This window comes from Burkholderia aenigmatica (genome assembly GCF_902499175.1).
GTDB lineage: Bacteria > Pseudomonadota > Gammaproteobacteria > Burkholderiales > Burkholderiaceae > Burkholderia > Burkholderia aenigmatica.
This window is the reverse complement of record NZ_CABVQC010000044.1, coordinates 1-23569: the sequence shown is the minus strand read 5'-3', so window position 1 is coordinate 23569 and position 23569 is coordinate 1. Positions and strand designations below refer to the sequence as shown.

16 protein-coding genes and 1 pseudogene are annotated in these 23569 nt (G+C 68.7%); 4 read left to right on the top strand and 13 right to left on the bottom strand.

Annotated elements, in window-relative coordinates; all coding sequences use genetic code 11:
- Positions 1–81: 81 nt before the first annotated feature.
- Complete coding sequence (locus BDO18943_RS27115) at positions 82–369, top strand: DUF4148 domain-containing protein (RefSeq protein WP_175024772.1); 288 nt, start codon at positions 82–84, stop codon at positions 367–369.
- Between the two features lie 79 nt (positions 370–448).
- On the opposite strand, the gene BDO18943_RS27110 is transcribed toward BDO18943_RS27115, so the two are convergent.
- The 13 genes from BDO18943_RS27110 to peaA all read right to left on the bottom strand — a co-directional run bounded on the left by BDO18943_RS27110 (position 449) and on the right by peaA (position 19965).
- Positions 449–1879, bottom strand: a complete 1431-nt coding sequence (locus tag BDO18943_RS27110; RefSeq protein ID WP_175024771.1) for a heavy metal sensor histidine kinase — start codon at positions 1877–1879, stop codon at positions 449–451.
- A complete protein-coding gene (gene irlR, locus BDO18943_RS27105; protein ID WP_021157388.1) occupies positions 1876–2559 on the bottom strand; it encodes a heavy metal response regulator transcription factor IrlR in 684 nt (227 codons plus the stop codon). Before irlR ends, BDO18943_RS27110 begins: the two co-directional genes overlap by 4 nt.
- Positions 2559–5771: an efflux RND transporter permease subunit gene (locus BDO18943_RS27100; protein ID WP_175024770.1), complete on the bottom strand. Its 3213-nt coding sequence runs from the start codon at positions 5769–5771 to the stop codon at positions 2559–2561. The genes irlR and BDO18943_RS27100 overlap by 1 nt, the downstream gene beginning before the upstream one ends.
- A gap of 125 nt (positions 5772–5896) precedes the next feature.
- Positions 5897–7372: an efflux RND transporter periplasmic adaptor subunit gene (locus BDO18943_RS27095; RefSeq protein ID WP_175024769.1), complete on the bottom strand. Its 1476-nt coding sequence runs from the start codon at positions 7370–7372 to the stop codon at positions 5897–5899.
- A gap of 34 nt (positions 7373–7406) precedes the next feature.
- Positions 7407–8735: a TolC family protein gene (locus BDO18943_RS27090; RefSeq protein WP_175024768.1), complete on the bottom strand. Its 1329-nt coding sequence runs from the start codon at positions 8733–8735 to the stop codon at positions 7407–7409.
- Between the two features lie 243 nt (positions 8736–8978).
- Positions 8979–10169 carry a phosphotransferase enzyme family protein gene (locus tag BDO18943_RS27085; RefSeq protein ID WP_175024767.1) on the bottom strand — a complete coding sequence of 397 codons (1191 nt, stop codon included), beginning with the start codon at positions 10167–10169 and terminating at the stop codon, positions 8979–8981.
- 41 nt (positions 10170–10210) lie between these two features.
- A complete protein-coding gene (pnuC, locus tag BDO18943_RS27080) occupies positions 10211–10843 on the bottom strand; it encodes a nicotinamide riboside transporter PnuC (protein WP_175024766.1) in 633 nt (210 codons plus the stop codon).
- A 59-nt stretch (positions 10844–10902) separates the two neighbouring features.
- Positions 10903–13134, bottom strand: coding sequence for a TonB-dependent siderophore receptor (locus BDO18943_RS27075; RefSeq protein WP_175024765.1), 2232 nt, complete (start codon positions 13132–13134; stop codon positions 10903–10905).
- A gap of 485 nt (positions 13135–13619) precedes the next feature.
- On the bottom strand, positions 13620–15338 hold the full coding sequence (locus BDO18943_RS27070) for an AMP-binding protein (protein ID WP_175024764.1): 1719 nt from the start codon (positions 15336–15338) through the stop codon (positions 13620–13622).
- A gap of 45 nt (positions 15339–15383) precedes the next feature.
- Positions 15384–16502 (bottom strand): quinohemoprotein amine dehydrogenase subunit beta, encoded by a 1119-nt coding sequence (peaD, locus tag BDO18943_RS27065; RefSeq protein WP_175024763.1) that lies wholly within the window; start codon positions 16500–16502, stop codon positions 15384–15386.
- 28 nt (positions 16503–16530) lie between these two features.
- Positions 16531–16854, bottom strand: a complete 324-nt coding sequence (gene qhpC, locus BDO18943_RS27060) for a quinohemoprotein amine dehydrogenase subunit gamma (RefSeq protein ID WP_014900223.1) — start codon at positions 16852–16854, stop codon at positions 16531–16533.
- Position 16855: 1 nt separating this feature from the next.
- Positions 16856–18286, bottom strand: coding sequence for a quinohemoprotein amine dehydrogenase maturation protein (gene peaB, locus BDO18943_RS27055; protein WP_175024762.1), 1431 nt, complete (start codon positions 18284–18286; stop codon positions 16856–16858).
- A 71-nt stretch (positions 18287–18357) separates the two neighbouring features.
- Positions 18358–19965: a quinohemoprotein amine dehydrogenase subunit alpha gene (peaA, locus tag BDO18943_RS27050; protein WP_175024761.1), complete on the bottom strand. Its 1608-nt coding sequence runs from the start codon at positions 19963–19965 to the stop codon at positions 18358–18360.
- 447 nt (positions 19966–20412) lie between these two features.
- On the opposite strand from peaA, the gene BDO18943_RS27045 reads away from it, so the two are divergent.
- The 3 genes and pseudogenes from BDO18943_RS27045 to BDO18943_RS27035 form a co-directional block, all read left to right on the top strand.
- Complete coding sequence (locus BDO18943_RS27045; protein ID WP_043178155.1) at positions 20413–21906, top strand: aldehyde dehydrogenase family protein; 1494 nt, start codon at positions 20413–20415, stop codon at positions 21904–21906.
- Between the two features lie 118 nt (positions 21907–22024).
- Positions 22025–22345 carry a high-potential iron-sulfur protein gene (locus tag BDO18943_RS27040; protein WP_175024760.1) on the top strand — a complete coding sequence of 107 codons (321 nt, stop codon included), beginning with the start codon at positions 22025–22027 and terminating at the stop codon, positions 22343–22345.
- Between the two features lie 232 nt (positions 22346–22577).
- Positions 22578–23569, top strand: a pseudogene (locus BDO18943_RS27035) (sigma-54-dependent Fis family transcriptional regulator); the annotation flags it as partial.

Below are 23569 nucleotides of genomic sequence, written 5' to 3'. Positions count from 1 at the left end.
CGATCACGATCACGCACGGCTGCTTTCGCATACTGGGTCCACGGTTCGCCACCCGGCGGCCCCGATCAAGGAGAGCACTCGATGAAAACCGCAAAACTCGCAGCACTGTTCGTCACCGCCACGCTGTCGCTCGGCATCACCACGCAGGCCGCATTCGCGCAAGCGCAAACGCAGGGCAAGACCCGCACGCAAGTTGTCAACGAACTGAAGCAGGCGCAGCACGACGGCGTCGTGCCGGTGAGCAAGACGCAGTACCCGCCGACCGGCGAACTCGTCGCGCGCAACAAGGAGCTTCACGGGATTTCGGTGCATGGCGGCGAGAAGAAGCCGCAGACCGACAACCACGACAACCTGACTGCGCAGCAATGACGCTCGGGTACACGACCGCGGGCAGCGCGCCGCGCGCGGCCGCCTCATGGCGAACGCGCGGGCGTGCCCGTCGGCGGTGTCAGGTACTGATGGCCGCCGGCCGTTTCAGCTCGGCCGGCCGTCGCGGAAAGCGCAGCCAGAACGTCGTGCGCCGGCCGGGGTCGCTGTCGACGCCGCATTCGCCGCCGTGGTTGTCCATGATCGACCGGACGATCGCAAGGCCGAGCCCCGTCCCCGACGCCGAATTGTGCCGCGACGGATCGACGCGATAGAAGCGCTCGAAGATCCGCCCGACATGCTCCGCGGCGATGCCGGGCCCCGTATCCGACACGGCGATCGTCGTCGCACCGCCCTGCTCCACACAGTCGATCGTCACGACGCTGCCGCGCGGCGCATACCTCAGCGCGTTGGACAGCAGGTTGCTCAGCGCGCGCTGGTACAGCGTCAGATCGGCATCGACCCACGCATGGCCGTCGACCTTCACCTGCACGCCCGCATCCTCCGCCAGCGGCTCGTAGTAGCCGGCGACACGGCCGGCCTCCTCCGCCGCATCCAGCCGCCGCACGTCGATCGACGTGCCGGCCTGTTCCGAGCGTGCCAGAAACAGCATGTCCTCGATCATCCGCGACAGCCGCTGGTATTCGTCGATGCTCGACTCGATCACGTTCCGGTATTCGTCCGCACTGCGCGGCTGCGACAGCACGACCTGCGCGGCCGCCTGCAGGTTCGTGAGCGGCGTGCGCATGTCGTGCGCGAGATTCGACGAGAACTGGCTCAGCCGCGTGAACGACTCGTTCAGCCGCTCGAGCATGCCGTTGAACGCATGCTCGAGCTCCTTCAGCTCGCCGGCCGTGTCGAGCGCCGGCAGCGGATGGGCGAGCCGGCTCGTCGACATCTGCTCGGCACGCGCCGCGAACCGCCGCAGCGGGCTCAGCCCGAGCGCCGCGATGCCGTACGCGATCGCCGCCGCGAGCACCACGCCGAACACTTCGATCACGACGATCGTATACGCGTGCGTGCGCAGCAACAGCACGTCGGCGCTGCGGTCGTACTGCACCACGACGCGCACCACGGGCGCACCTGCACCCGCGCCGGCCAGCGGCACACTCGTCACCAGATACTGGTGCCGCGCGCCGGGTGGCGCGACGCCGACCGGCACGCGCCCCGCATCCAGCGACATCAGCGGCCCATACGGGCGGAAACCGGGCGTGCCGACCAGGCGCGTACCCGCGGCATCGTAGATCGACAGATCCATGTTCGGATGGCCATGCAACTGGTCGATCCAGATATCGGTGTTGCGCGCGACGTCGGCCGTCGAGCGCGCTTCGGCCAGGTGCGCGCCCAGCGCGGCGGAAATCCCGGCCATCTGCTCGGCCGCCGTCGTTTCGACGCGATTGCTCAACGCTTCATAGAGCGCGACGCCGCTCGACGCGAGGATCACCGACGTCGACAGGATGATCAGCGCGGTCAGGCGTCCGCGCAGCGTGCGCGGCAGCAGGCGCGTGATCATGCCGCCGCGCCGCCGCGTGCCTCGAGCACGTAGCCCATCCCGCGCACGGTGTGGATCAGCTTCGGGTCGTACGCGTCGTCGATCTTCGAGCGCAGGCGCCGGATCGCCGAATCGACGACGTTCGTGTCGCTGTTGAAGTTCATGTCCCACACCTGCGACGCGATCGTCGCGCGCGGCAGGATCTCGCCCTCGCGGCGCATCAGCAGCCACAGCAGCGCGAATTCCTTCGCGGTCAGCAGGATCGTGTCGCCCTGCCGCGTGGCCTTGCGGCGCGTCAGGTCGAGTTCGAGGTCGGCCACGCGCAGCGTGTTCGAATCGCGCGGCTGGCCGCGTCGCAGGATCGACTTGATGCGCGCGGTCAGCTCGACGAAGTCGAACGGCTTCGCGAGGTAGTCGTCGGCGCCGAGCTCGAGCCCCTTCACGCGATCGCCGACGTCGTCGCGCGCGGTCAGGAACAGCACGGGCGTCGACTTGCTGCGCCGCAGGTTCTGCAGCAGCGTCCAGCCGTCCTGCCCGGGCAGCATCACGTCGAGCACGAGCAGGTCGTATTCCTCGGTCTCGGCCTGGTGCTGGCCCGTGATGCCGTCCTCGACCCAGTCGACGACATAGCCGGCCTCGGTCAGCCCCTTGCGCAGGTACGCGCCCGTCTTCGGTTCATCTTCGACAATCAGAATTCGCATCACGCATTACCCTTGAAGAAACCCAGGCGACGCAGCACGCCCGAGCCGAAGCCGCCGCGCAACGCCGCGCGCCACGACACCGCATGGCTCACGCGGTACAGCACGGGCAGCACCAGCAGCGTCAGCGCCGTGGACGACAGGATACCGCCGATCACGACCGTCGCGAGCGGGCGCTGCACCTCGGCGCCGGTGCCGGTCGCGAACGCCATCGGCAGGAAGCCGAGCGACGCGACGAGCGCGGTCATCAGCACCGGCCGCAGCCGCGTGAGCGCGCCTTCGCGCACGGCGGCCTCGAGCGGCATCCCTTCGTCGCGCAGGTTGCGGATGAACGAGATCATCACGAGCCCGTTGAGCACGGCCACGCCCGACAGCGCGATGAAGCCGACCGCCGCCGTGATCGACAGCGGAATCCCGCGCAGCCACAGCGACACCACGCCGCCGCTCAGCGCGAACGGAATGCCGGTGAACACGAGCAGCCCGTCCTTCACGTTGTTGAACATCACGAACAGCAGCACGAACACCATGAACAGCGCGAGCGGCACGACCAGCTTGAGGCGCTCGCTCGCGCTTTGCAGCTGTTCGAACTGCCCGCCCCACGACACCCAGTAGCCGGCCGGTACGCGCACGTCCTGCTGCAATTGCTCGCGCGCATCGGCGACGAACGAGCCGACGTCGCGGCCGCGCACGTTCGCGCTGACGACCACCCGCCGCTTGCCGTCCTCGCGGCTGATCTGGTTCGGGCCCGGCGCGACGTCGATCGTCGCGAGCTCCGCGAGCGGCACGTACGGCGCCGCCGCGAGCGGTGCGCTGGCGCCGGCCGCCGGCGCGGGCAGCGCGATCGGCAGCCGCTTGATCGCCTCGATGTCCGAGCGCAGCTCGTCGGGTAACCGCACGACGATGTCGAAGCGGCGGTCGCCCTGGAACAGCGTGCCGGCCTTCTGCCCGCCGACCGCCGCGGCCACCGAGTCCTGCAGGTCGGCGACGCTCACGCCGTAGCGCGCGAGCTTGTCGCGGTCGAGGTTGACGGTCAGCACGGGCAGGCCGGTGGTCTGCTCGACCTTCACTTCGGACGCGCCCGGTACCTTCTGCAGCGCGGCCGCGATCTGCTCGCCGGTCTGGTTCAACACGGCCATGTCGTCACCGAAGATCTTCACGGCGACGTCGCTGCGCACGCCCGAGATCAGTTCGTTGAAGCGCAGCTGGATCGGCTGCGAGAACTCGTAGGCGTTGCCCGGCAGCTCGGCGAGCGCCTCCTCGATCTCGCGCACGAGCTGGTCGCGCGGCTTCTTCGGGTCGGGCCACTGGTCGGCGGGCTTCAGCATGATGTAGCCGTCCGACAGGTTTGGCGGCATCGGGTCGGCCGCGATCTCGGCCGTGCCGGTGCGCGCGAACACGCGCTCGATCTCGGGGAAGCGCGCCTTCAGTGTCTTCTCGATCGACTTCTGCATCTCGACCGACTGCGACAGGCTCGTGCCGGGAATCCGCAGCGCGGACACGGCCAGGTCGCCTTCGTTGAGGCTCGGGATGAACTCGCTGCCAAGCCGCGTGGCAAGCCCGAGCGTGACCAGCACGATCGCGCCCGCGCCGATCATCACGCGCGCCGGGCGCGTCATGAACGCGGCGAGCACCGGCTCGTACGCACGCCGCGCCCAGCCCATCAGCCGGTTCTCCTTCTCCTCGACGCGCTCGCCGATAAACAGCGCGACAGCCGCCGGAATGAACGTGACGGTCAGTACCATCGCGGCCGCGAGCGCCATCACGACGGTAATCGCCATCGGGTGGAACATCTTGCCTTCGACGCCCGTCAGCGCAAAGATCGGCAGGTACACGACCATGATGATCAGTTGCCCGAAGATCAGCGCGCGGCGCGCTTCCTGCGACGCGCCGAACACCTCGGCGAAACGCTCGTCGCGCGTCAGCGGCCGGCCGGCGGCCGCCTGCGCATGCGCGAGCCGCCTCACGCAGTTCTCGACGATCACCACTGCACCATCGACGATGATCCCGAAGTCGAGCGCGCCGAGGCTCATCAAGTTCGCGCTCACTTTCGCGTTGACCATCCCGGTGAAGGTCATCAGCATCGACAGCGGGATCACGAGCGCGGTGATCAGCGCCGCGCGCATGTTGCCGAGGAACAGGAACAGCACGGCGATCACGAGGATCGCGCCTTCGAGCAGGTTCTTCTTCACCGTCGCGACGGCCTTCTCGACGAGCACGGTGCGGTCATACACGGGAATCGCCTTCACGCCCGACGGCAGCGTGCGGTTCACGTCGTCCATCTTCGCTGCAACGGCCTTCGCGACCGTGCGGCTGTTCTCGCCCATCAGCATGAAGACCGTGCCGAGCACGACCTCCTCGCCGTCCGACGTCGCCGCGCCGGTGCGCAGCTCGCGGCCGATGTCGACCAGCCCGACGTCCTTCATCCGCACCGGCACGCCGCCAACGTTGGTCAGCACGATGTTGGCGATGTCGTCGACGGTGCGCGCCTGGCCCGGCACGCGCACGAGATACTGTTCGCCGCGCTTCTCGATGTAGCCGGCGCCGACGTTGTCGTTGTTGCGCTCCAGCGCGCGCACGACGTCGGCGAGCGTCAGCCCGTACGACATCAGCTTCGCCGGGTTCGGCGCGACGCGGTATTCCTTCACGTAGCCGCCGATCGAGTTCACCTCGGTCACGCCGCGCACGTTGCGGAGCTGCGGCCTGACGACCCAGTCCTGCAGCTCGCGCAGGTCGGCCGCGGTATAGCGCGTGCCGTCGGGCTTGCGCGCGGCTGCGTCGGCCTCGACGGTCCACAGGTAGATCTCGCCGAGGCCCGTCGACGTCGGCCCCATCGCGGGCGCGATGCCGGCCGGCAGCTTGTCCTTCGCTTCCTGGATGCGCTCGTTGACGAGTTGCCGCGCGAAGTAGATGTCGGTGCCGTCCTTGAAGATCACGGTGACCTGCGACAGCCCGTAGCGCGAGATCGAACGCGTCTGCTCGAGGCCCGGCAGGCCGGCCATCACGGTTTCGACCGGATAGGTGATGCGCTGCTCGGCTTCGAGCGGCGAATAACCGGGCGCGGACGTGTTGATCTGGACCTGCACGTTGGTGATGTCGGGCACCGCGTCGATCGGCAGCTTCTGGTAGCTGAACACGCCCAGCGCGGCCACGGCCGCGATCGCCAGCATCACGAGCCAGCGGTGCGCAATCGCAAAGCGGATCAGGCGTTCAAACATGACGGGATTCCTTGAAACGGGGCACGGTCACCGTCGACGGACGGGCCGCCCGGCCAGTCACGCGGCGGGCCGGAAAGCGGGCCGCATAGCGGGCCGCGAGTCGTGCAACGGCACACACGTAGCGCTCATTCATGTTCCGCGCTCCCCTTGCCGAGCTCGGCCTTCAGCACGAAGCTGTTCGACGCCGCGTATTCCTGGCCCGGCTTGAGCCCCTTCAACACTTCGGTCGCCCGTTCGTCGCGCCGCCCGGTTTCGACAGCCTGGGCGACGAAGCCCTTCGACGAGCGCACGAAGACGGACGGTGCGCCGTCGACGTCCTGCAGCGCGTCGCTTGCGACCGCGAGCGGCACGCCCTGCTTGCCCGCGTCGACCGATACGTTCACGAACATCCCGGGCCGCCACACGCCGTCCGGGTTCGGCAGCACGACGCGCGCCGGCGCGGTGCGCGTCTGTTCGCCGAGCAACGAACCCACGTACGCGATCGGGCCGCTCGAACGCGATTCGAACGCGGTCGCGACGACCGTCGCGTCGCGGCCGACCCGCACATCGTTCAACCGCTGCGCCGGCACGGCCATCTCGGCCCATACCGTCGACAGATCGGAGATCACGAACATGCTGGCATCGGCGGCGATCGCTTCGCCCGGCGTCGCATGCTTCTCGACGATCGTGCCGGCGAACGGCGCGCGCAGTTCGTAGCGGTTCAGCGCACCCGCGCCGACCGGCGCGTTCAGCGCGGCGAGCTTCTGCCGCGCGTTCTGCACGGCGATCTCGGCTTCACGCAATTGCACCTGCGCCTGCTGGTAGTCCTGCTCGGCCGAGATGCGCTCCTGCCACAGCGTGCGTTCGCGCTCGTAGGTCGCGCGTGCGCCCGACAGCCGGCGCTCGGCCGTCAGCAGCTCGCTGCGCCGGTCGGCAAGATCGGTGCTCGCGATCACGGCCAGCACCTGCCCCTTCGCGACGTTCTGTCCGAGCGACACCGACACCTGCTCGACGATGCCGGCCACGCGCGGCACCACGTGCGCGGTGCGATCCTCGTTGAACTTGATCTCGCCAGGGAGCTGGAACGGCGTCGCGATCTGCGCGGGGCCGGCCTTCGCCAGCGCAATCTTCGAGGTCGCCAACTGCGCATCGGTCAGCGCGATCGCGCCGTCGGCGCGGGCGAACGGGAACGATGCGGAGTCGTTGCCCGCCTTCACGTCGATCGTCGCATCGAACACGTGCGGCTTGCCGATCGACTGCGCGGACACGAACTTCTGGCCGGCCGCGTCGAAACGCAAGGGTTCGTGCGTGCGGTCGTAGCGGACCAGCGTACCGGACACGGTCACGCCCTTGTCGGCCGGCTTGCCATCGACGAACGGATAGACGATGAGGCGCGCATCGCCGGGTTTCTCCGTCATCACGATTTCGACGGACAGCTTGCCGCGCTTGAGCACGACACCACCGCGCTCGCCGGCGGCTTCGACGGACGAAGCGGCTTCGGCAACCGCCGACGCGGACGCGCCGTTGCCGCCGCCGTTGCGCGTGACGCCGAGTGCGCCGATGACGATTCCGGCACTGCCGAGCACGACCGCCGCGATGATCAGGATTCTGCTGCGTGACATGGTGATCCTTCAGGTAAAAGAGGCGTCCGTTGCGCTATTGCGCGACCGGTGCAAGCGGTGAGAGCGGCGTACCGACGAGCCGGCCGATGTCGGCGCGGGCCGTATGGGCATCGGCGAGCGCGCGCACGTATTGCGACTGGCCCTGGAACAGCGTGCGCTGCGCATCGAGCACGTCGAGGAAGCTGAACTTCCCGAGTTCGTAGCCGCGCGACATCGCATCGAGCGCGAGGCGCGCGGCCGGCAGGATGTCGGCCTTCAGGCGCTGCGCTTCCTGCGCGGCGGCTTCGAAATTCGTGTACGCCTGCGTGAGGTCCAGCCGCAGGCGCGTGCGTTCGCGATCGAGATCGGCATTCGCGCGCTCGGCCTTGTGCGTCGCTTCGAGCAACGCGCCCTTGTTCGTGTTGAACAACGGGATCGGGATCGACACGCCGACCACGGCCTGGTTGTCCGGCACACCGCCCGTGGTCACGCGCTTCACGCCCGCGCTGATCGTCACGTCCGGAATGCGCCGCGCGCGTTCGAGCGACACGGCCGCGTTCGAGCGCAGCATCTCGGCGCGCGCGATCCGCGCGAGCGGCGCATCGTCGAGCTGCGCGGTCAGCGCGGACAGCGGGTCGACCGGCGGCACAGCTTCGAGGTCGCCGAGCACCGCAAGCCGGCCGTCGCGCGCTTCGCCCATCACCGCGTTCAGCTTCTCGCTCGCGACCTCGACACGGCCGCGCGCGGTCACGACTTCGATCTGCACGCCGGCCGCCGCCACGTGCGCCTTGGTCGCCTCGACCGGCGACACCTTGCCGGCCTGCGCACGGCGGTTCGCGAGATCCGCGGAACGCGCGGCAATCGCGGCCGATTCCTCGGTCACCTGAAGCTGGCGCTGCGCGGCGAGCAGCCCGTAGAACGCGGCGGTCACGTCGGCGCGCACGACGGCGCCCTGCTCGTCGAGCGACGCATTGGCCGATTCCCGGCCGTACGACGCGACGTCGAGCCGCGCGCTGCGCTTGCCGCCAAGCTCGATCGTCTGGTTGATCAGCGCGGTCGACGTGCGTTCGGCGCGGCGAAACCCTTCCTGCAGGAACGACACTTCGGGATTGGGGCGCGCGCCGGCCTGCAGCAGCGCGCCGGCCGATGCGTCGACGTCCGCGCGCGCGCCGCGCAGCGCCGGATTGTTCCGGGCCGCGATCGACAGCGCATCGGCAAGCGTCAACGAGGTGGAAGGAAGGGTGTCGGGTGGCGGTGCGCCGATCGGCGCGGCGCTGCCGGAGGCAGCCGGCGCCGGCCCCGGCAACAGCGACAGCGACGGCTGCGCATGAGCCGTCGCGGCCATCGCGAAGACGACGGCCACGGCGAGGTTGAGCTTGAGCATGTTCGGTTCTGCGGTAACGGTTCGCGACCGATGCTACGGTCCGACCGCAGTGCGAACATGAGGCGAAGATGATATTTCCGTCATCTTGGGCGCGGCCGCGCGCACGCGTGCGGCGCCCCGCGGGAGCCACATCCCGCTTGAACGATCAGGAGGATTCGGTGAATGCGCGACGCGATGGCCACGAAGAAGACTGCAGAAGTGCGGGGAATCGGCACGCGCGCGCCGAAACCCCGGGCACGGGAATCAAACGGCCCCTTGCTTCACCCGCCGCCGCTGCACGAGCCAATCAAGCAGTTGCCGCCCGTCGCGTGCGCCGAACCAGCGCGCATGCCCGATCAGGTAACCGTCGTACGCGATGTCGACAATTTCCGGCGCATCGATGATGCAGCCGAAATAAGCGACTTCCGACAGCGCGAACTCCGTATGCACGATCGGCAGCAGCGCGACCAGCGCCGCATAGGCTTCGTCGCCCAGCGGTTCGAGCGATTCATACCCGTCGAGCAGCGCGCCGATCTGCGCGTACTCGACGCGGCGCGCATCGGCCGGCGCCATCCAGTCGACCGTATTGCGCTCGATCGCGAGCGCGAGATCCATCACCGCGCAGGTGCGATCCGACAGCCCGAAATCGAGCACGGTCCGCACCTGCGCGCCGGGCCCCGCCTCGGTCCACAACAGGTTCGACGCATGCCAGTCACCGTGCGTCCACAGCGGCGGCAACGCAGGCAGCAGCGGCACGAGGCGCGCGTGATACGGGCCGATCGCGTCGGCCACGTCACCGCGCCAGTCGCGCGCGCCGAGCGCGCGCACGAGCAGCGGCTGCGCGTCGACCCAGCGTTCGAGTGCGCCCGCCAGATCGGGGGACGACAGCACGCGAAAGCTCGACAGCAGCGTGCGCACGGGCCGCGCCGGCGCGTCGTAGCCGGCCGACGCGCGATGCAGTTCGGCCAGCGCACGTCCGGCCGCGTACGCGTGCGACGGATGTGTGAACGGCTGCCACGACATCACGCCGCGATACGGGTCGACGCCCGGCGCCCGCACGTGCACCTCGTAGGTCCAGTCGCCGGACGCGAACGCGGTCGCACCGTCGCGATCCGCGAGAATGTCCACCACGGGCATCCCGCGTTCGCGCAGATGCGCGATGAAGCGATGCTCTTCCTCGAGTCCTGCGACATCGCGCAGGCTCACGTGATGGCGCTTGACGAACAGCCCGCGCCCGTCCGTCATCTGCACCAGGACGGCCGCCGCGAACTGCCGCGGGCTGTGCCACGTCAACCGCGCCGGCTCGCCGGTGCCGTCGATGCGTGCGAGCACCGCCGCCACTTCGTCGTGCGTCATCAGCGGCCAGTCGCGTTCGGCCTGCTCGCCGTCGACACCGAATTGCGGCGGCGCGACGTCACGCGACAGGGATCCGTCCGGCTCGAGTGGGAATGACATGAACGACGTTGCTCCGTGGTTGATTCAGATCGGCGCGTGGTTCAGCGCGCGCCGCCGCCCGTTGCCAGCGCACCGCCGGCCGCCGCGCGCAGCGCCGCGGCCGTCCGGCTCCAGTCGCGCCAGCCGACGACGGCCAGCCCGATGAACAGCGCATAGAGTCCGGCCGTCAGATACAGTTCCTTGAACACGAACATCCCGACGTACACGACGTTCACGACGATCCACAGCCCCCACGACGCGATGTAGCGTCGCGCGGTCCAGTATTGCGCGACGAGGCTGAACGCGGTCAGCGACGCATCGACGAACGGCAGCGCCGCGTCGGTCCAGCGCGCCATCATGCCGCCCAGCAACGCGCTGCCGACGACGGCCGCGATCAGGTCGGGCAGCATCTGCAGCGGCCGCACGCCCGTGACGGGCGCGACGTCGCCAGCCCGCGCCGCGCCGCCATCGGCCTCGCTCGCGCGCTGCGCGAGCCAGCGTTGCCAACCGTACACCTGCAGCACCGCGAACGCGCCCTGCAGCAGCATGTCCGAATACAGCTTCGCGTCGAAGAAGATCCAGCCGTACAGCGCGACCGACACGAGCCCGACCGGCCAGCACAGCATGCGCCGCTTCGCGGTCAGCCAGATCGCGAGCGCACTGACGATCACGCCGGCGATTTCGAGTGGGGACATCGTCTGTGCTCTCCAGGTTAGCTGCCGGGGCCGCGCGTCACGCTGCCGGTTCCGGACGGTCAGAAATCATAGGTCAACGACACGCGCGCGGTGCGCGGCGCACCCGGGAACAGGTACGCATCGCCCTGCTGCTCGCCCGCGTCGCGCCAGTAGAACTTGTTGAACAGATTGTCCACCGACACGCGCAACACCGTGCGATGGCCGCCGATCTTCGTCGTATAGCGCGCGCCGAGATTGAACACGAACCACGACGGCACGCGCGCGGTGCCCTCCTCGTTCGCATTGCGGGCCGCGCTGTACTCGACGCCGCCCAGCACGTTCAGCCCCGCGACGCCCGGCACCGCGTAGTCCGCATACAGCGACGCGCGCAGCGCCGGCACGTTGATGATCTGGTGCCCTTCGTACGCCGGCGAACCCGAATCGTACGCACGAGCACGAATCGCCGCGACACTGGCCGTCAGTCCGAGCCGCTCGGTCACGCGCCCGGCCGCGCCGAGCTCGATCCCCTGGTGCCGCTGCGTGCCGCGCTGCACGAACGTGTAGCTCGTGCCCGACGGGTCCGGGTCGGCGAACTGGAACGGCTTGCTGATCGAGAATACGGCCGCCGTGAGGCTCAGCCGATCGAGCCAGTCGTATTTCGCGCCGACCTCGATCTGGTGCGATTCGACGGGCGGCAGGAACGCATACGCATTGGTCGCGCGCACCGGCGCCTGGTCGCCGAGCGACAACGCCTTGCTGTACGACGCGTACAGCGACAGCACGTTCACCGGCTTGTAGACGAGCGCGACCTGCGGCAAGAACGCCGAGCGGTCGGTATGCGTGGCGTCGCCGTCGAGGCTGCTCCAGCTGCGCTGGCGCAGCAGCACCTCCTTGCCGCCCGCGAGCACCTGCCAGTGTTCGCCGATGCTGATGCGGTCGAGCCCGAACACGCCGTACTGCCACGCGTCGAGGCGCGGATACGACGGGCCGGGCGAATTCGGCGACGGCGAGAACGTCGTGTCGGGCCCGTAGATGTTCTCGCTGCCCACGTAGTCGTACACCGCGTCGGCCATGCTCACGACGCGGCGCTGCACGCTCACGCCGAGCGTCAGCTCGTGCCGCAGCGGGCCGGTTGCGAACTTGCCCGTCGTGACCGCACGCAGGTCGTCGTTGCGCCGGTATTCGCCGGGGCTGCGGAAGTCGTACACGTCGTAGTCGCCGTTCGCGCCGAAGAAGAACGGCGACGTCGCGCCGGCCGCGCAGCTCGCCGCATACGAGCAGCCGTACGCGAACGCGCTGTTGTCGTCGATCATCGTGCGGCTGCGGCCGGCGGCGATATAGGCCTTCCAGTCGTCGTTGAACTGGTAGTCGAAGCGCGCATTCAGGTTCAGCGCGTCGGTCGTCACCGGTTTCGCCCACGGCTGCGTGCCGAGCGCCTTCGACGTCGTCTTGATCGACGGCACGACGGTGCCGCCGAGCAGCTGGTAGCCGGGTGCGGAACGCTGGATCCACTGCTGGAATTCCGCGTTGAGCTGCAGGCTCGCGCGCGGGCTGATGTCCCAGTCGGCGGCGATCGAGCCGAACGTGCGCCGCCCGTTGGTGCCGTCGATGTACGAGTGCATGTTCTCCTTCGCGGCATTGATCCGGAAGCCGAACTGGTTGTCGGGGCCGAAGCGGCGGCCGAGATCGACGGCCGCCGACGTCGAGCCGCGGCTGTCGACGCCACCGGTCACGCTCGCGACGTTCGCCGAGCGCTTCGTCACGAAGTTGATCACGCCGCCCGGCGCGACGACGCCACTGTCGATACCGGCGAGCCCTTTCAGGATCTCGACGCGCTCCTTGTTCTCGAGCGGCACGTTCTGCTCGCCGGACACCGTCAGCCCGTCGATCCGGATCGCGCTCGCGAGATCGACCGGAAAACCGCGGATCGCAAAACCTTCGAAATAGCCGACCGGTGCATAGTCGTTCACGACCGACGCGTCGTTGCGCACGATGTCGCTCAGCCGCTTCGCCTGCTGGTCGTCGAGCTGCGCGCGCGTGACGACGCTCACCGACGCCGGCGTGTCGCGCAGCGGCGTGTCGTCGAGCCCCGCCACCGATGCGTTGCGGGCGCGCAGCGCGTTGCCGCGCTCGCCGCTCACCGTGATCGTCGGCAGCGTCGCGCTACCGGCTGCCTCGGCGTCCGGCGTCGGCGTGTCGCCCTGCGCCGCGGCGGCCTGTGCCGCGAAAAGCGTGATGCCGAGACCGACGCCAAGCCCGACCTTCGCGCGCCGCCGCCGTGCGGGCGACGCTGTTGTTCTATTTACCGTCATTGTTCTGGATGGAAAACTCGCCACTCGACCCTGTCGAAACCATTACGCCGTTGCGAAGCGTGCCCGCGCATGAACCCGCGACGATCCCGGCGAACCGCCGGACACCGTCGGCAAATCGGCACGACATTCATCTGACGAATCGGACGATCCGGCCGCATGCGTGCCGTTCGATCGGGAAAGCGCAGGATGGGCATCGGAGGACGGCGACGCGCCGGGCGCCGACGCGGCTGCCGATCCGTGGATCGGGTGCCTGTCGGGCGGCCGGCTGCCTCGCGCGGTCTTGTCATGCGGGGGGACGCTTCGAACGCCCCGGTGCGGGCGCCGGGCATTTGCGTGCGCCGTTCGTCGGAACGGCGGATGTCCGTCGCGCGCGACATCGCGGCGTGGCGCGCATTTTACCCCGGGCGGACGGGGCGGCAGGGAAAGCCGCCCGGCGGGTGGTTATCGCAAGCGTAGCGGGCGGCACGGCGGCCGCCCGTCCGGTACTACGCGGTATCGGCGGCTTTCAGCCCCCATGCGTCGATCATCTGCTGGCGCATCACGAACTTCTGCACCTTGCCCGTCACCGTCATCGGCAGTTCGTCGACGAAGCGGATGTAGCGCGGAATCTTGTAGTGCGCGATCTGTCCGTGACAGAACCCGCGCACGTCGTCCTCGGTCATCCGCTCGTCCGCGCGCAACACGATCCACGCGCACAGCTCTTCGCCGTACGTCGCGTCGGGCACGCCGAACACCTGCACGCTCTGGATCTTCGGATGGCGGAACAGGAATTCCTCGATCTCGCGCGGATAGATGTTCTCGCCGCCGCGGATCACCATGTCCTTCAGCCGGCCCACGATGTTGCAGTAGCCATCCGTATCGAGCGTCGCGAGGTCGCCCGTGTGCATCCAGCCGTCGACGATCGTTTCCTGCGTTTTCGCTTCGTCTTCCCAGTAGCCGAGCATCACCGAATAGCCCTTCGTGCACAGCTCGCCTGTCGCGCCGACCGGCACAATGCGTCCGTCCGGATCGACGATCTTCACTTCCAGGTGCGGCTGCACACGCCCGACCGTCGTCGTGCGCTTCTCGAGCGGATCGTCGGTCGAACTCTGGAACGACACGGGGCTCGTCTCGGTCATCCCATACGCGATCGTGATTTCCGACAGGTGCATCTGCGACACGACGCGCTTCATCGTCTCGATCGGGCACGGCGAGCCGGCCATGATCCCGGTGCGCAGCGTCGACAGGTCGAATCGAGCGAATTCCGGATGATCGAGCTCCGCGATGAACATCGTCGGCACGCCGTGCAGCGCGGTGCAGCGTTCATCGGCCACCGCCGCGAGCGTCGCGACCGGGTCGAACGCCTCGCCGGGGAACACCATCGCGGCGCCCTTCGACACGCACGCGAGCACGGCCAGCACCATCCCGAAGCAGTGATAGAGCGGCACCGGGATGCACAGCGTGTCCTGCTCGCTGAACCGCATCGCCATCGCGATGAAGCGCGCGTTGTTGACGACGTTGCGGTGCGTGAGGGTCGCGCCCTTCGGGCTGCCGGTCGTGCCGCTCGTGAACTGGATGTTGATCGGGTCGGTGGCCGCGAGCGTCGCGCCGATCGCATCGAGCCGCGCGACATCGAGCGTGTCGCGGCCGCGCGCCATCACGTCCGCGAAGCGGAACATCCCGGCCGGCGCGACGTCGCCCATCGACACGACCGTACGCAGGCTCGGCAGCCGCGCGGCATGCAGCTCGCCCGGCGCGCAATGCGCGAGTTCCGGCGCGAGCGCCTGCAGCATCTCCAGGTACTTCGACGACTTGAACTGCTCGGCCGCGATCAGCGCGCGGCAGCCTGCCTTGTTCAGCGCGTAGTCGAGTTCCGCGAGCCGGTAGGCCGGGTTGATGTTGACGAGGATCGCGCCGATGCGCGCGGTCGCGAACTGGGTGAGCAGCCATTCGACGCGGTTCGGCGACCAGATGCCGACGCGGTCGCCCGGTTCGGTCCCCAGCGCGGCGAGGCCGGCCGCGAGTACGTCGATCTCGTGCGCGAACGTGCGCCAGTCCCAGCGAATGCCCTGCTCGCGGAACACGACGGCCGGCCGCGCCGGAAAGCGCGACGCCGTGTCGCGCAGCAGCGCGGCGACGGTCGCATCCGACAGCGGCACGTCGGTGCGGCCCTGCACGATCGACAGGCCGTCGCGCGGCATGCCGGCGGCGATGGCGGTGGTCATGGAGTCTCCTGATCTATGGCGCCGGCCCGCGGGCCGGCGCATGCATCATCGTGTAAACATCTGTGCGGTCGTGATCGCCATGTCGCCGCCCGGCACGCGGATGTCCTTCAGCTTCTTCAGCGTGTCGGCGTCGTACACGGCGACAGTGTTGTAGGTGCCCGCGAGATACACCTTGCTGCCCGCGCGGTTGAACGACAGGCAGTAGTACGAGTGATCGAGCGGCGCAGCCTCGACCAGCTTCTCGTTCTTCACGTCGTACTTCGCGAGCCGGTTCAGCACGCCGTACATCGCGTTCGGATCCTTCGGCGACAGCCCGCCCGTGAAATACACCTCGGTGAGCGGCGCGAAATCCCTGACCGTTGCGTTGCCCGTCTTCAGGTCGATGTCGACGTAGCCGTACATCGGCTGCGCGGATGCCGGATCCATCTTCTCGTCCTTGAAGCGATTGGCCGTGTAGAGCAGGTTCAACGTGTGCTGCAGACGCTGCTGCGGCCACACGTACAGCACGTCCGGCTGGCCGTGCAGCGGCTGCTTCCAGTTGCGCAGCGGCACCGCGACGTCGTACTTGCCGGTCTGCACGTTCATCCGGTAGATATCGGCGCCGACGATGAACAGCGACCCGTCGTCGGCGGCCTGCAGCATCGTCGTCTGGCGCGGCGCCGGGAAGGTGCGCACCGGCTTCGCGTCGAGCCCGCCATCGGTGCGGTACACCTGCAGGCGCGGCGACTGCACGTCGTAGCTGTCGCGGTTCAGCTTCGTCGGATTGACGACGCTGTAGATCTCCTTGCCGTCGGGGCTCAGCCCGATCGAGAACATCGCGCGCGCCCGCTCGTTGCCGGCTTGCGCGAGCTCCGCATGGAACACGGTCTTGCACGAATCGAGATCGACACCGTACAGGTCGCCGTAATGGTTGTTCAGTACGTAGGCACGCGTGCGGTCCGGGCTGATCTGGATCGTGCCGGGGCCGAACGCGTCGGGCAGCGTGCAGGTCTTGACGACGCTGTCGGTGCCCGTGTCGATCACCGTCAGGTTGTTCGGATAGTTCGTGACGGCGAGGTACTCGTGGCCGGCCTGCAGCGGGCCGTCGGCCGCGGCCGACAGCGACGCGGCCGAGGCGAGCGCGGCGGCGAGGAGCCCGCGGCTCAGGGGTGTCGTGAATCGCATGGAGAATCCTTGATCGGTGCCGGGTGGATCACTTGTCTTTGGGGAACACGCTGCCGAGCTGGCGCCAGTCCGCGCCCGAATCGGTCGCGTGCTTGTTCCAGTCGGGATAGGTGCTCATCATGTCGGGCACCTGCGCGGGCCACCAGCACGGGTCGGAGCAACCGTACAGGTCGGCCTCCATCGGCTGGCACAGCGACGCGACCCCGCCGAACACGTCCGTTTCCCAGCCGGGGTCGGTCGTCGACGTGCAGCCCGCGACGGACGTCATCGCGACGACTTCCTCGAGGCGATCCTGCTGCACGGCCTCCTCGAGCTTTTTCGCCTTGTTGTTGAGCGGCTTCAGATGTTTCATGTCAGTTCGCCTTGCGCGGAGTGATGTGGTTGTCGATGAACGCCGGGTTGCCGGCGATGATCCGGCTGTAGACCTCGATGCCGAAATCGATCCAGTCGCGCATCAGCTCGCAGTAGTGGTAGGTCGGATGCGCGGGGTCGCCGTAACGCGCATAGCTCTCGTGATAGCAGCCGCCCGAGCACAGGTTGCGGATCCGGCAGGTTTCGCAGCCGGTGCCGCTGCGCTCGAGGCGTTGCGACAGGAAGTCGTTGAGCTCGGCCTGCGCGACGCCCTCATGCACGTTGCCGAAAGTCGGCAGCGCCGAGCCGGTGAAGCGGTGGCACAGGTTCAGGTCGCCCTTGTGATCGACCGCCAGCATCTTGAGCCCCGCGCCGCATGGCAACGACTTCTTGTGCCCTTCGTGCAGATCGGTGATCAGCTGGTGCAGGTTCGAGAAGCCGATGTTGCGGTTCTCGAGCGCGGCGGCCAGGTAGCGCCGGCCGAGCGCCTTCATGTTCGCGAACACCTGCGCGAGCTCATCGGTCTGCAGGTTGAACGTGTCGAGCTGTCCCGACGTGACCGGCGCGAAGCCGACTTCCGCGAAACCGAGTTCGTTGAACAGGTGATCCCAGATGCCTTCGATGTCGGTCACGCCGCTCGTCAGCGTCACGCGCGCGCCGACCGGGCGGCTGCGGTAGCGCTTGAGCAGCATCTCGACCTTGCGGCGCACGACGTCGTAGGTGCCCGCGCCGCCGACCGTGCGGCGGTTCAGGTCGTGGATCGAGCGCGGCCCGTCGATGCTGACCGACAGCCCGAAGCGATGCGCGTCGAGCCAGTCGACGATCTCCTCGGTCAGCAGCGTCGCGTTGGTCGTCATCACGAACTCGACCTGCTTGCCGAGCGCGCCGAAGCGCAGCTCGCAATACTCGACCATGCACTCGATCAGCTTGCGGTTGCTGAGCGGTTCGCCGCCGAAGAACACGACCGTGTAGCGCGGCAGGTCGGGCGATTCCTTCAGCAGCATCTCGACCGACGCCTTCGCGGTGTCGATGTCCATCCGCCGCCCGGCGGACGGCGTGTCGAGATCTTCCTTGTAGCAATACGTGCAGCTCAGGTTGCAGCCGGTGTTCACGTTCAGCACGACCGTGTCGATCGCGGTGCGCTCGACGCGCTTCACCGCGATCTCGGGCGTAAGCGGCGAGCCGTCGCTGACGACCTCGAGGGCCATCAGCTCGCCAAGCGTCTCGGCGAGTTCGCCGTGCGGCGAGCGGCCGGCCAGCCGCGCGAACAGCTCATCGGCCGTGCAGCTGCTCGCACGCAGCGCGTCGATGATGTCGGCCGTCACGCGATCGGCCGCGAACAGCGAGCTGCTCGGCACATGAAACATCAGGCGCTCGTCGTCGACGCGCACTTCGTGCACGTTGCGTTCGACCACGTTCAGCATGGCGCTCATCGGATTCTCCTTGCGTTCGTCGGATTCGGACCGGGCCGCGTCGCGGCCCGGCGTGCGGACAGGCGGACCGGTCAGGGCAGCGGCGGGTTGTTCCAGCGCTGCACGCCGACGATCATGTGCCCGGTGCCCGTCACCGTGCGTGCCCCGTCCGTCACCGTCGCGACGACGTTCAGGTTGCCCGTGTTGTTGGTGCCCATTCGGCGCGCGGGGTTCGGGCCCGCGTTACCCGGCGTGAAGATGCCGGTCGACGCCTGCATCGTGCCGGCGAACTGCGTGTCGCGATCGCCCTTCGACTGATCGTCGAACGGGGCGACCGACCATTGCGCGGGCACGACGCCGATGCGGAACGGCTTGCCCGCGCCGTCGACACCCCATGCCACCGCGTCGAAACGCCCTTCGACCTTCGGCGTCGAGCCGCCGTTGCCGCCGATGCGCGCGACCGCGTAGTCGGGTTCGACCTTCACATCGTGGATCTCGCGATAGACCGCGAAGCCGTCCGCATGCGCGGCGCCGACGCTCACCCGGCGCGCGCCGGCCGCGCTGCCGTCGGCGGCCTTCACGCGCACCCGCACGTATTCCGGCGTGCGCTCGAGCACCGATGCAACCGTCACGCCCGTGCCGAACGCAGGCGTGCCCTGCAGGTTCGCGCCGACGATCGTCACGTCGGTCTCCTCGCCCGCCTTCACGTAAGCCGGCTGCACCGCCACGATCTGCGCGTTGCCGAGCTTCGCCGCGTTGAAGTCGAGGCCGCGTTCGTCGTGCGCATCGTCGAATATCCGGCCGCGCAGCGTGCCGTCGCTCGCCATCAGCACCTGACGCATCGTCGTGTCGCCGACCTTCACGCTCGCCCGCCATTCGTAGCCGGTATAAAGCGTCGCGGTGCCGGTGCCGACGAGCGGGCTGCCGTCCGCGAAGCGGCCCTTCAGCTCGACGTCGAAGCGGTCGCCCGCGCCGCCCTTCACGGTCATCGTGCCGTACGCATCGCCCTTGCCCGGCATGTGGCCGCCGAAGCTCCACGTGCCGGCCAGCGCGGTCGCGGGCGGATGGTGCTGCTTCCACGCAGTCCATGCGCTGCTGTTGTACGGGTAGTCCTTCGCGAGCAGCGGCGCCATGTCGGTCAGCGCGATCTTGAACCAGTCGCGGTCGCGGCCCATCGCCGAATACTCGACCGACGGCCACTGCCCAAGGTGGAAGTTCACGAGCTTGTCCCATTCGGCGACCGGGCGGCGCTGCAGCAGCGGGCGCGCGGCCGAGTGGCAACGCGCGCACATCTGCTTGAATTCCTCGTTGCCGGCGGTCTCCTGCGTGTTCAGGCGACGCTCGGGCGCGTAGCGGAAATCCTTCGACTCCGACGGCGCAAGGCCCTGCGTATCCGACAGGTACTTCACCAGAATGCGCCGTTCGTCGTCGCTGATCGTGAGGCCGTGCATCGTCTGCATCCGCGCGATCGTCATCAGCCATCCTTCCGGCGTCTTGCGCTGGTGACTGATGCGGCTCCACGAATCCTTCGACTCGGCCGCGTGACAGGCCGCGCATGTCTGGCTCAGGATCGCGTGAGCGTCGCGTGGCGCCTGGGCCTGGGCCTGTGCGGCGCCCGAGGCCAGCGCGAGCGCACCGGCGGCGGCGACGGCGGCGGCCGCGCGGGGCGGTCGGCTGCGTCGAATGAAAGTCTTGAACAAGGCTCTGCTCCTTTACGTGGGGTCTCGAATCGTCCGGCCTGCAGCGCTGCGGCGCTTGTCTCATGCTCTTCAAGCACAGGCCGTGCCAATTGCCGACGTCGGGTTTGCCACAAGGAAAACACGCGCTTTTACCGCCGAACGCTCGGGAAAATCCCGATTCAAACCGGCGCGCCAAACCGGCATTCGCGCGCCTTTGCGGCGGTGTGGCCATGACGGCCGGCAGCGCGCGTGCCGCATGTCGCGTCTCACGTTGCATCCGGATTCTCAAATTGAGACACCGCTCGGCCGACGCGGCGCGACGCCGGACGGGTGCGCGATCGCGGGCCGTCACGCCGCGCGCCCCGCGCCGCATGGCGTGTGCGGCGCGCACGCAAGCCGCCGCATCAACGTTGGTATGGAAGCTGCTTTTCGCCTCGACACCCGAACCCCGATGAGCGAGGAGCTTCCATGCAGGCAACGTTGTCGTTACTTCCGCAAACCCAGTCGTTCATCGCACGCACGCCGTCGATGCTGATCGGCGAGACGTGGCGCGGCGCCGAAAGTGGCGCCACCCTGGCCGTCCACAACCCCGCGACCGGCGACGAGCTGTGTCGCGTGCCGGCCTCCGGCGCGGCCGACGTCGACCGCGCGGTCCGCGCCGCCCGCCAGGCGTTCGACGATTCCGCATGGAGCCGCATGCGGCCGCGCGAACGGCAGAACCTGCTGTGGCGTCTCGCGGATCTGCTCGAACGCGACGCGCAGCAGCTCGCCGAGCTCGAATGCGTGAACAACGGCAAGAGCGCGCAGATCGCGCGCGCGATGGACGTGCAGCTGTCGATCGACTTCCTGCGCTACATGGCCGGCTGGGCGACCAAGATCGAAGGCGCGACCGTCGACGTGTCGATGCCGCTGATGCCCGACAGCCAGTTCCACGGCTTCATCCGCCGCGAGGCCGTGGGCGTGGTCGGCGCGATCGTCGCGTGGAATTTCCCGCTGCTGCTCGCGTGCTGGAAGCTCGGCCCCGCGCTCGCGACGGGCTGCACGATGGTGCTGAAACCGGCCGACGAAACGCCGCTCTCCGCACTGCGGCTCGCGGAACTCGTGCAGGAAGCCGGTTATCCGGCCGGCGTGTTCAACGTCGTCACCGGCACCGGCGTCGAAGCGGGCGCCGCGCTCGCGCACCACCCCGATGTCGACAAGCTGACGTTCACGGGCTCGACCGAAGTCGGCAAGCTGATCGGCAAGGCCGCGATGGAATCGATGACGCGCGTGACGCTCGAGCTCGGCGGCAAGTCGCCGACGATCGTGTTCGACGATGCGGACCCGGCTGTCGCGGCCGCGGGCGCGGCCACCGCGATCTTCTTCAACCACGGCCAGGTGTGCTGCGCGGGCTCGCGCCTGTACGTGCAGCGCAAGCACTTCGATCGTGTGGTCGGCGACATCGCGGGCATCGCGAGCAACATGAAGCTCGGCAACGCGCTCGACCCGTCGGTCGACATGGGCCCGCTGATTTCGGCGAAGCAGCAACAGCGCGTGGCCGGCTACATCGAGCGCGGCCGCGAACTGGGCGCGCAGCTCGCGTGCGGCGGCGAAGCGTACGGCCCCGGCTTCTTCGTGAAGCCGACCGTGCTCGTCGACGTCGACCAGAAAGGGCCGCTCGTGCAGGAGGAAATCTTCGGGCCGGTGCTGGTCGCGATGCCGTTCGACACGATCGACGATGCGATCCGCCTCGCGAACGACACGCGCTACGGGCTCGGCGCGAGCATCTGGACCAACAACCTGTCGGCCGCGCACCGGATGATCCCGAAGATCCGCTCGGGTTCGGTCTGGGTCAATTGCCACAGCGCGCTCGATCCGGCGCTGCCGTTCGGCGGCTACCGGATGTCGGGTTTCGGCCGCGAAATGGGCGCGGCCGCGATCGAGCATTACACCGAGTTGAAATCGGTGCTGATGAACGTGTGATCGCGTCGCCGAGCTGAGCGACGCCCGCGCCGCGCGACACGATCGCGCGGCGCGCAGGTCGGCCCGTGTTCGTATTCCGCTGCGCTGTTCCCAAACTTTAACAACAACGAGACACCCGATGCCCCGCCTCCCCGCTTCCCGCCGTACCTTCATGATCGCCGCGGCCGGCCTGCTGTCGGCCGCCGCGCTGCCGCGCGCCGCCTCTGCCGCGCCGGCGCTGCTCGACGAAACCGATCCGGCCGCGAAAGCGCTCGGTTATCGCACCGACGCCGCTCACGTGAACCGCGCCGCGTTCGCACGCTATACCCCTGGCCAGGACTGCGGCCGCTGCAGCTTGTACCAGGGCAAGGCCGCGGATCCGGCCGCACCGTGCCCGCTGTTCGCCGGAAAACGGGTCGCGAACGGCGGCTGGTGCAACGCGTACAACCCGCGGACGTAAGCGCCGCCGTCGCAAGCATTCCGCACGCCCTCGAGCCATGCACGCCGCCCCGTCACGCACGTCGATTGCGGTCCGCCCGCCCGCGCGAATCGCCCGCACTGCCGCGCCCCGCCTGGGCCTTAGGTTTTTGACCGGATGGATTTATGCCCGGGCTTATGCCAGACTCGCCGGGCCTTTTTGCGTGCGGCCGCGCCGGATCGGACGGCCCGACATTCTCCTGAGGAGGGGCGACGTGCAAGACTACTTCCCTTCCGGCCAACGACTTCCGGACCGGCTGCAGGCAACCCGCCTGATTCGCGAGCGCCTCAGTTCCGACGGCGTGCTGCCGCAGGGTTGCCTGCGCATCGAAATCGACCAGTCGTGGCGGCGCAGCCTCGATCACGGCGTGCGCTGGGACGACGACGCGCGGCTGAACCTGCATGAATTCTGCAACCTCGACGAGTTGCACGACGCGAACCGCCTGCTGCTCGCCGCGGCCGCCCCCGAACTCGAATTCCTCGCCGAGCGCTGCGGACGCGACGGGATGATCCTGCTGGCCGATGCGCGCGCAACGATCCTGTCGGTCGACGGCGACGCGAGCCAGCTCGCCGCGCTCGGCATCGGCGACATCCGCGCCGGCGCGAGCTGGTGCGAATCGCTGCGCGGCACGAACGCGCTCGGCACCGCGCTCGTCGAAGGCCGCGCGGTCGCGATCGACAGCGGCGAGCATTTCCTCGGCCGGCTGAGCCGCTTCTCGTGCCGCTCGCTGCCGCTGTGCGACCCGCACGGCAAGCCGATCGGCGTGCTCGACCTCACCCGCGAAGGCGAACTGCCGCTCACGCTCGACGACATGTCGATGCTGATGAGCGCGGCGGCCACGCACATCGAGACGCGCCTGTTCGATGTCTATTTCCCCGAGCACGTGGTGCTCGTGTTCCACCCGCGCCATGCGTATCTCGGTTCGAGCTGGAGCGGCGTGCTTGCCGTGTCGGAAGACGGCCGCATCGTCGCCGCGAGCCCGCATGCGTGCGACCTGCTCGGCACGGCGCGCGACGCGCTCGTCGGCCGCCGCTGCGAAAGCGCAGCGGTCACGCGCATGCCGTCGTTCGTCGCGTTCGCCGAGCAAGGCGGAATGCTGCGAGTCGAAGGCGTCGATGCCGCGTTCCATTGCAAGGCGCTGCGCCTGCCGCGCGCAACCGCGGTGCCGGCGTTGCGCGGACGCGGGCCGGCCCCGGCCGCCGCCGG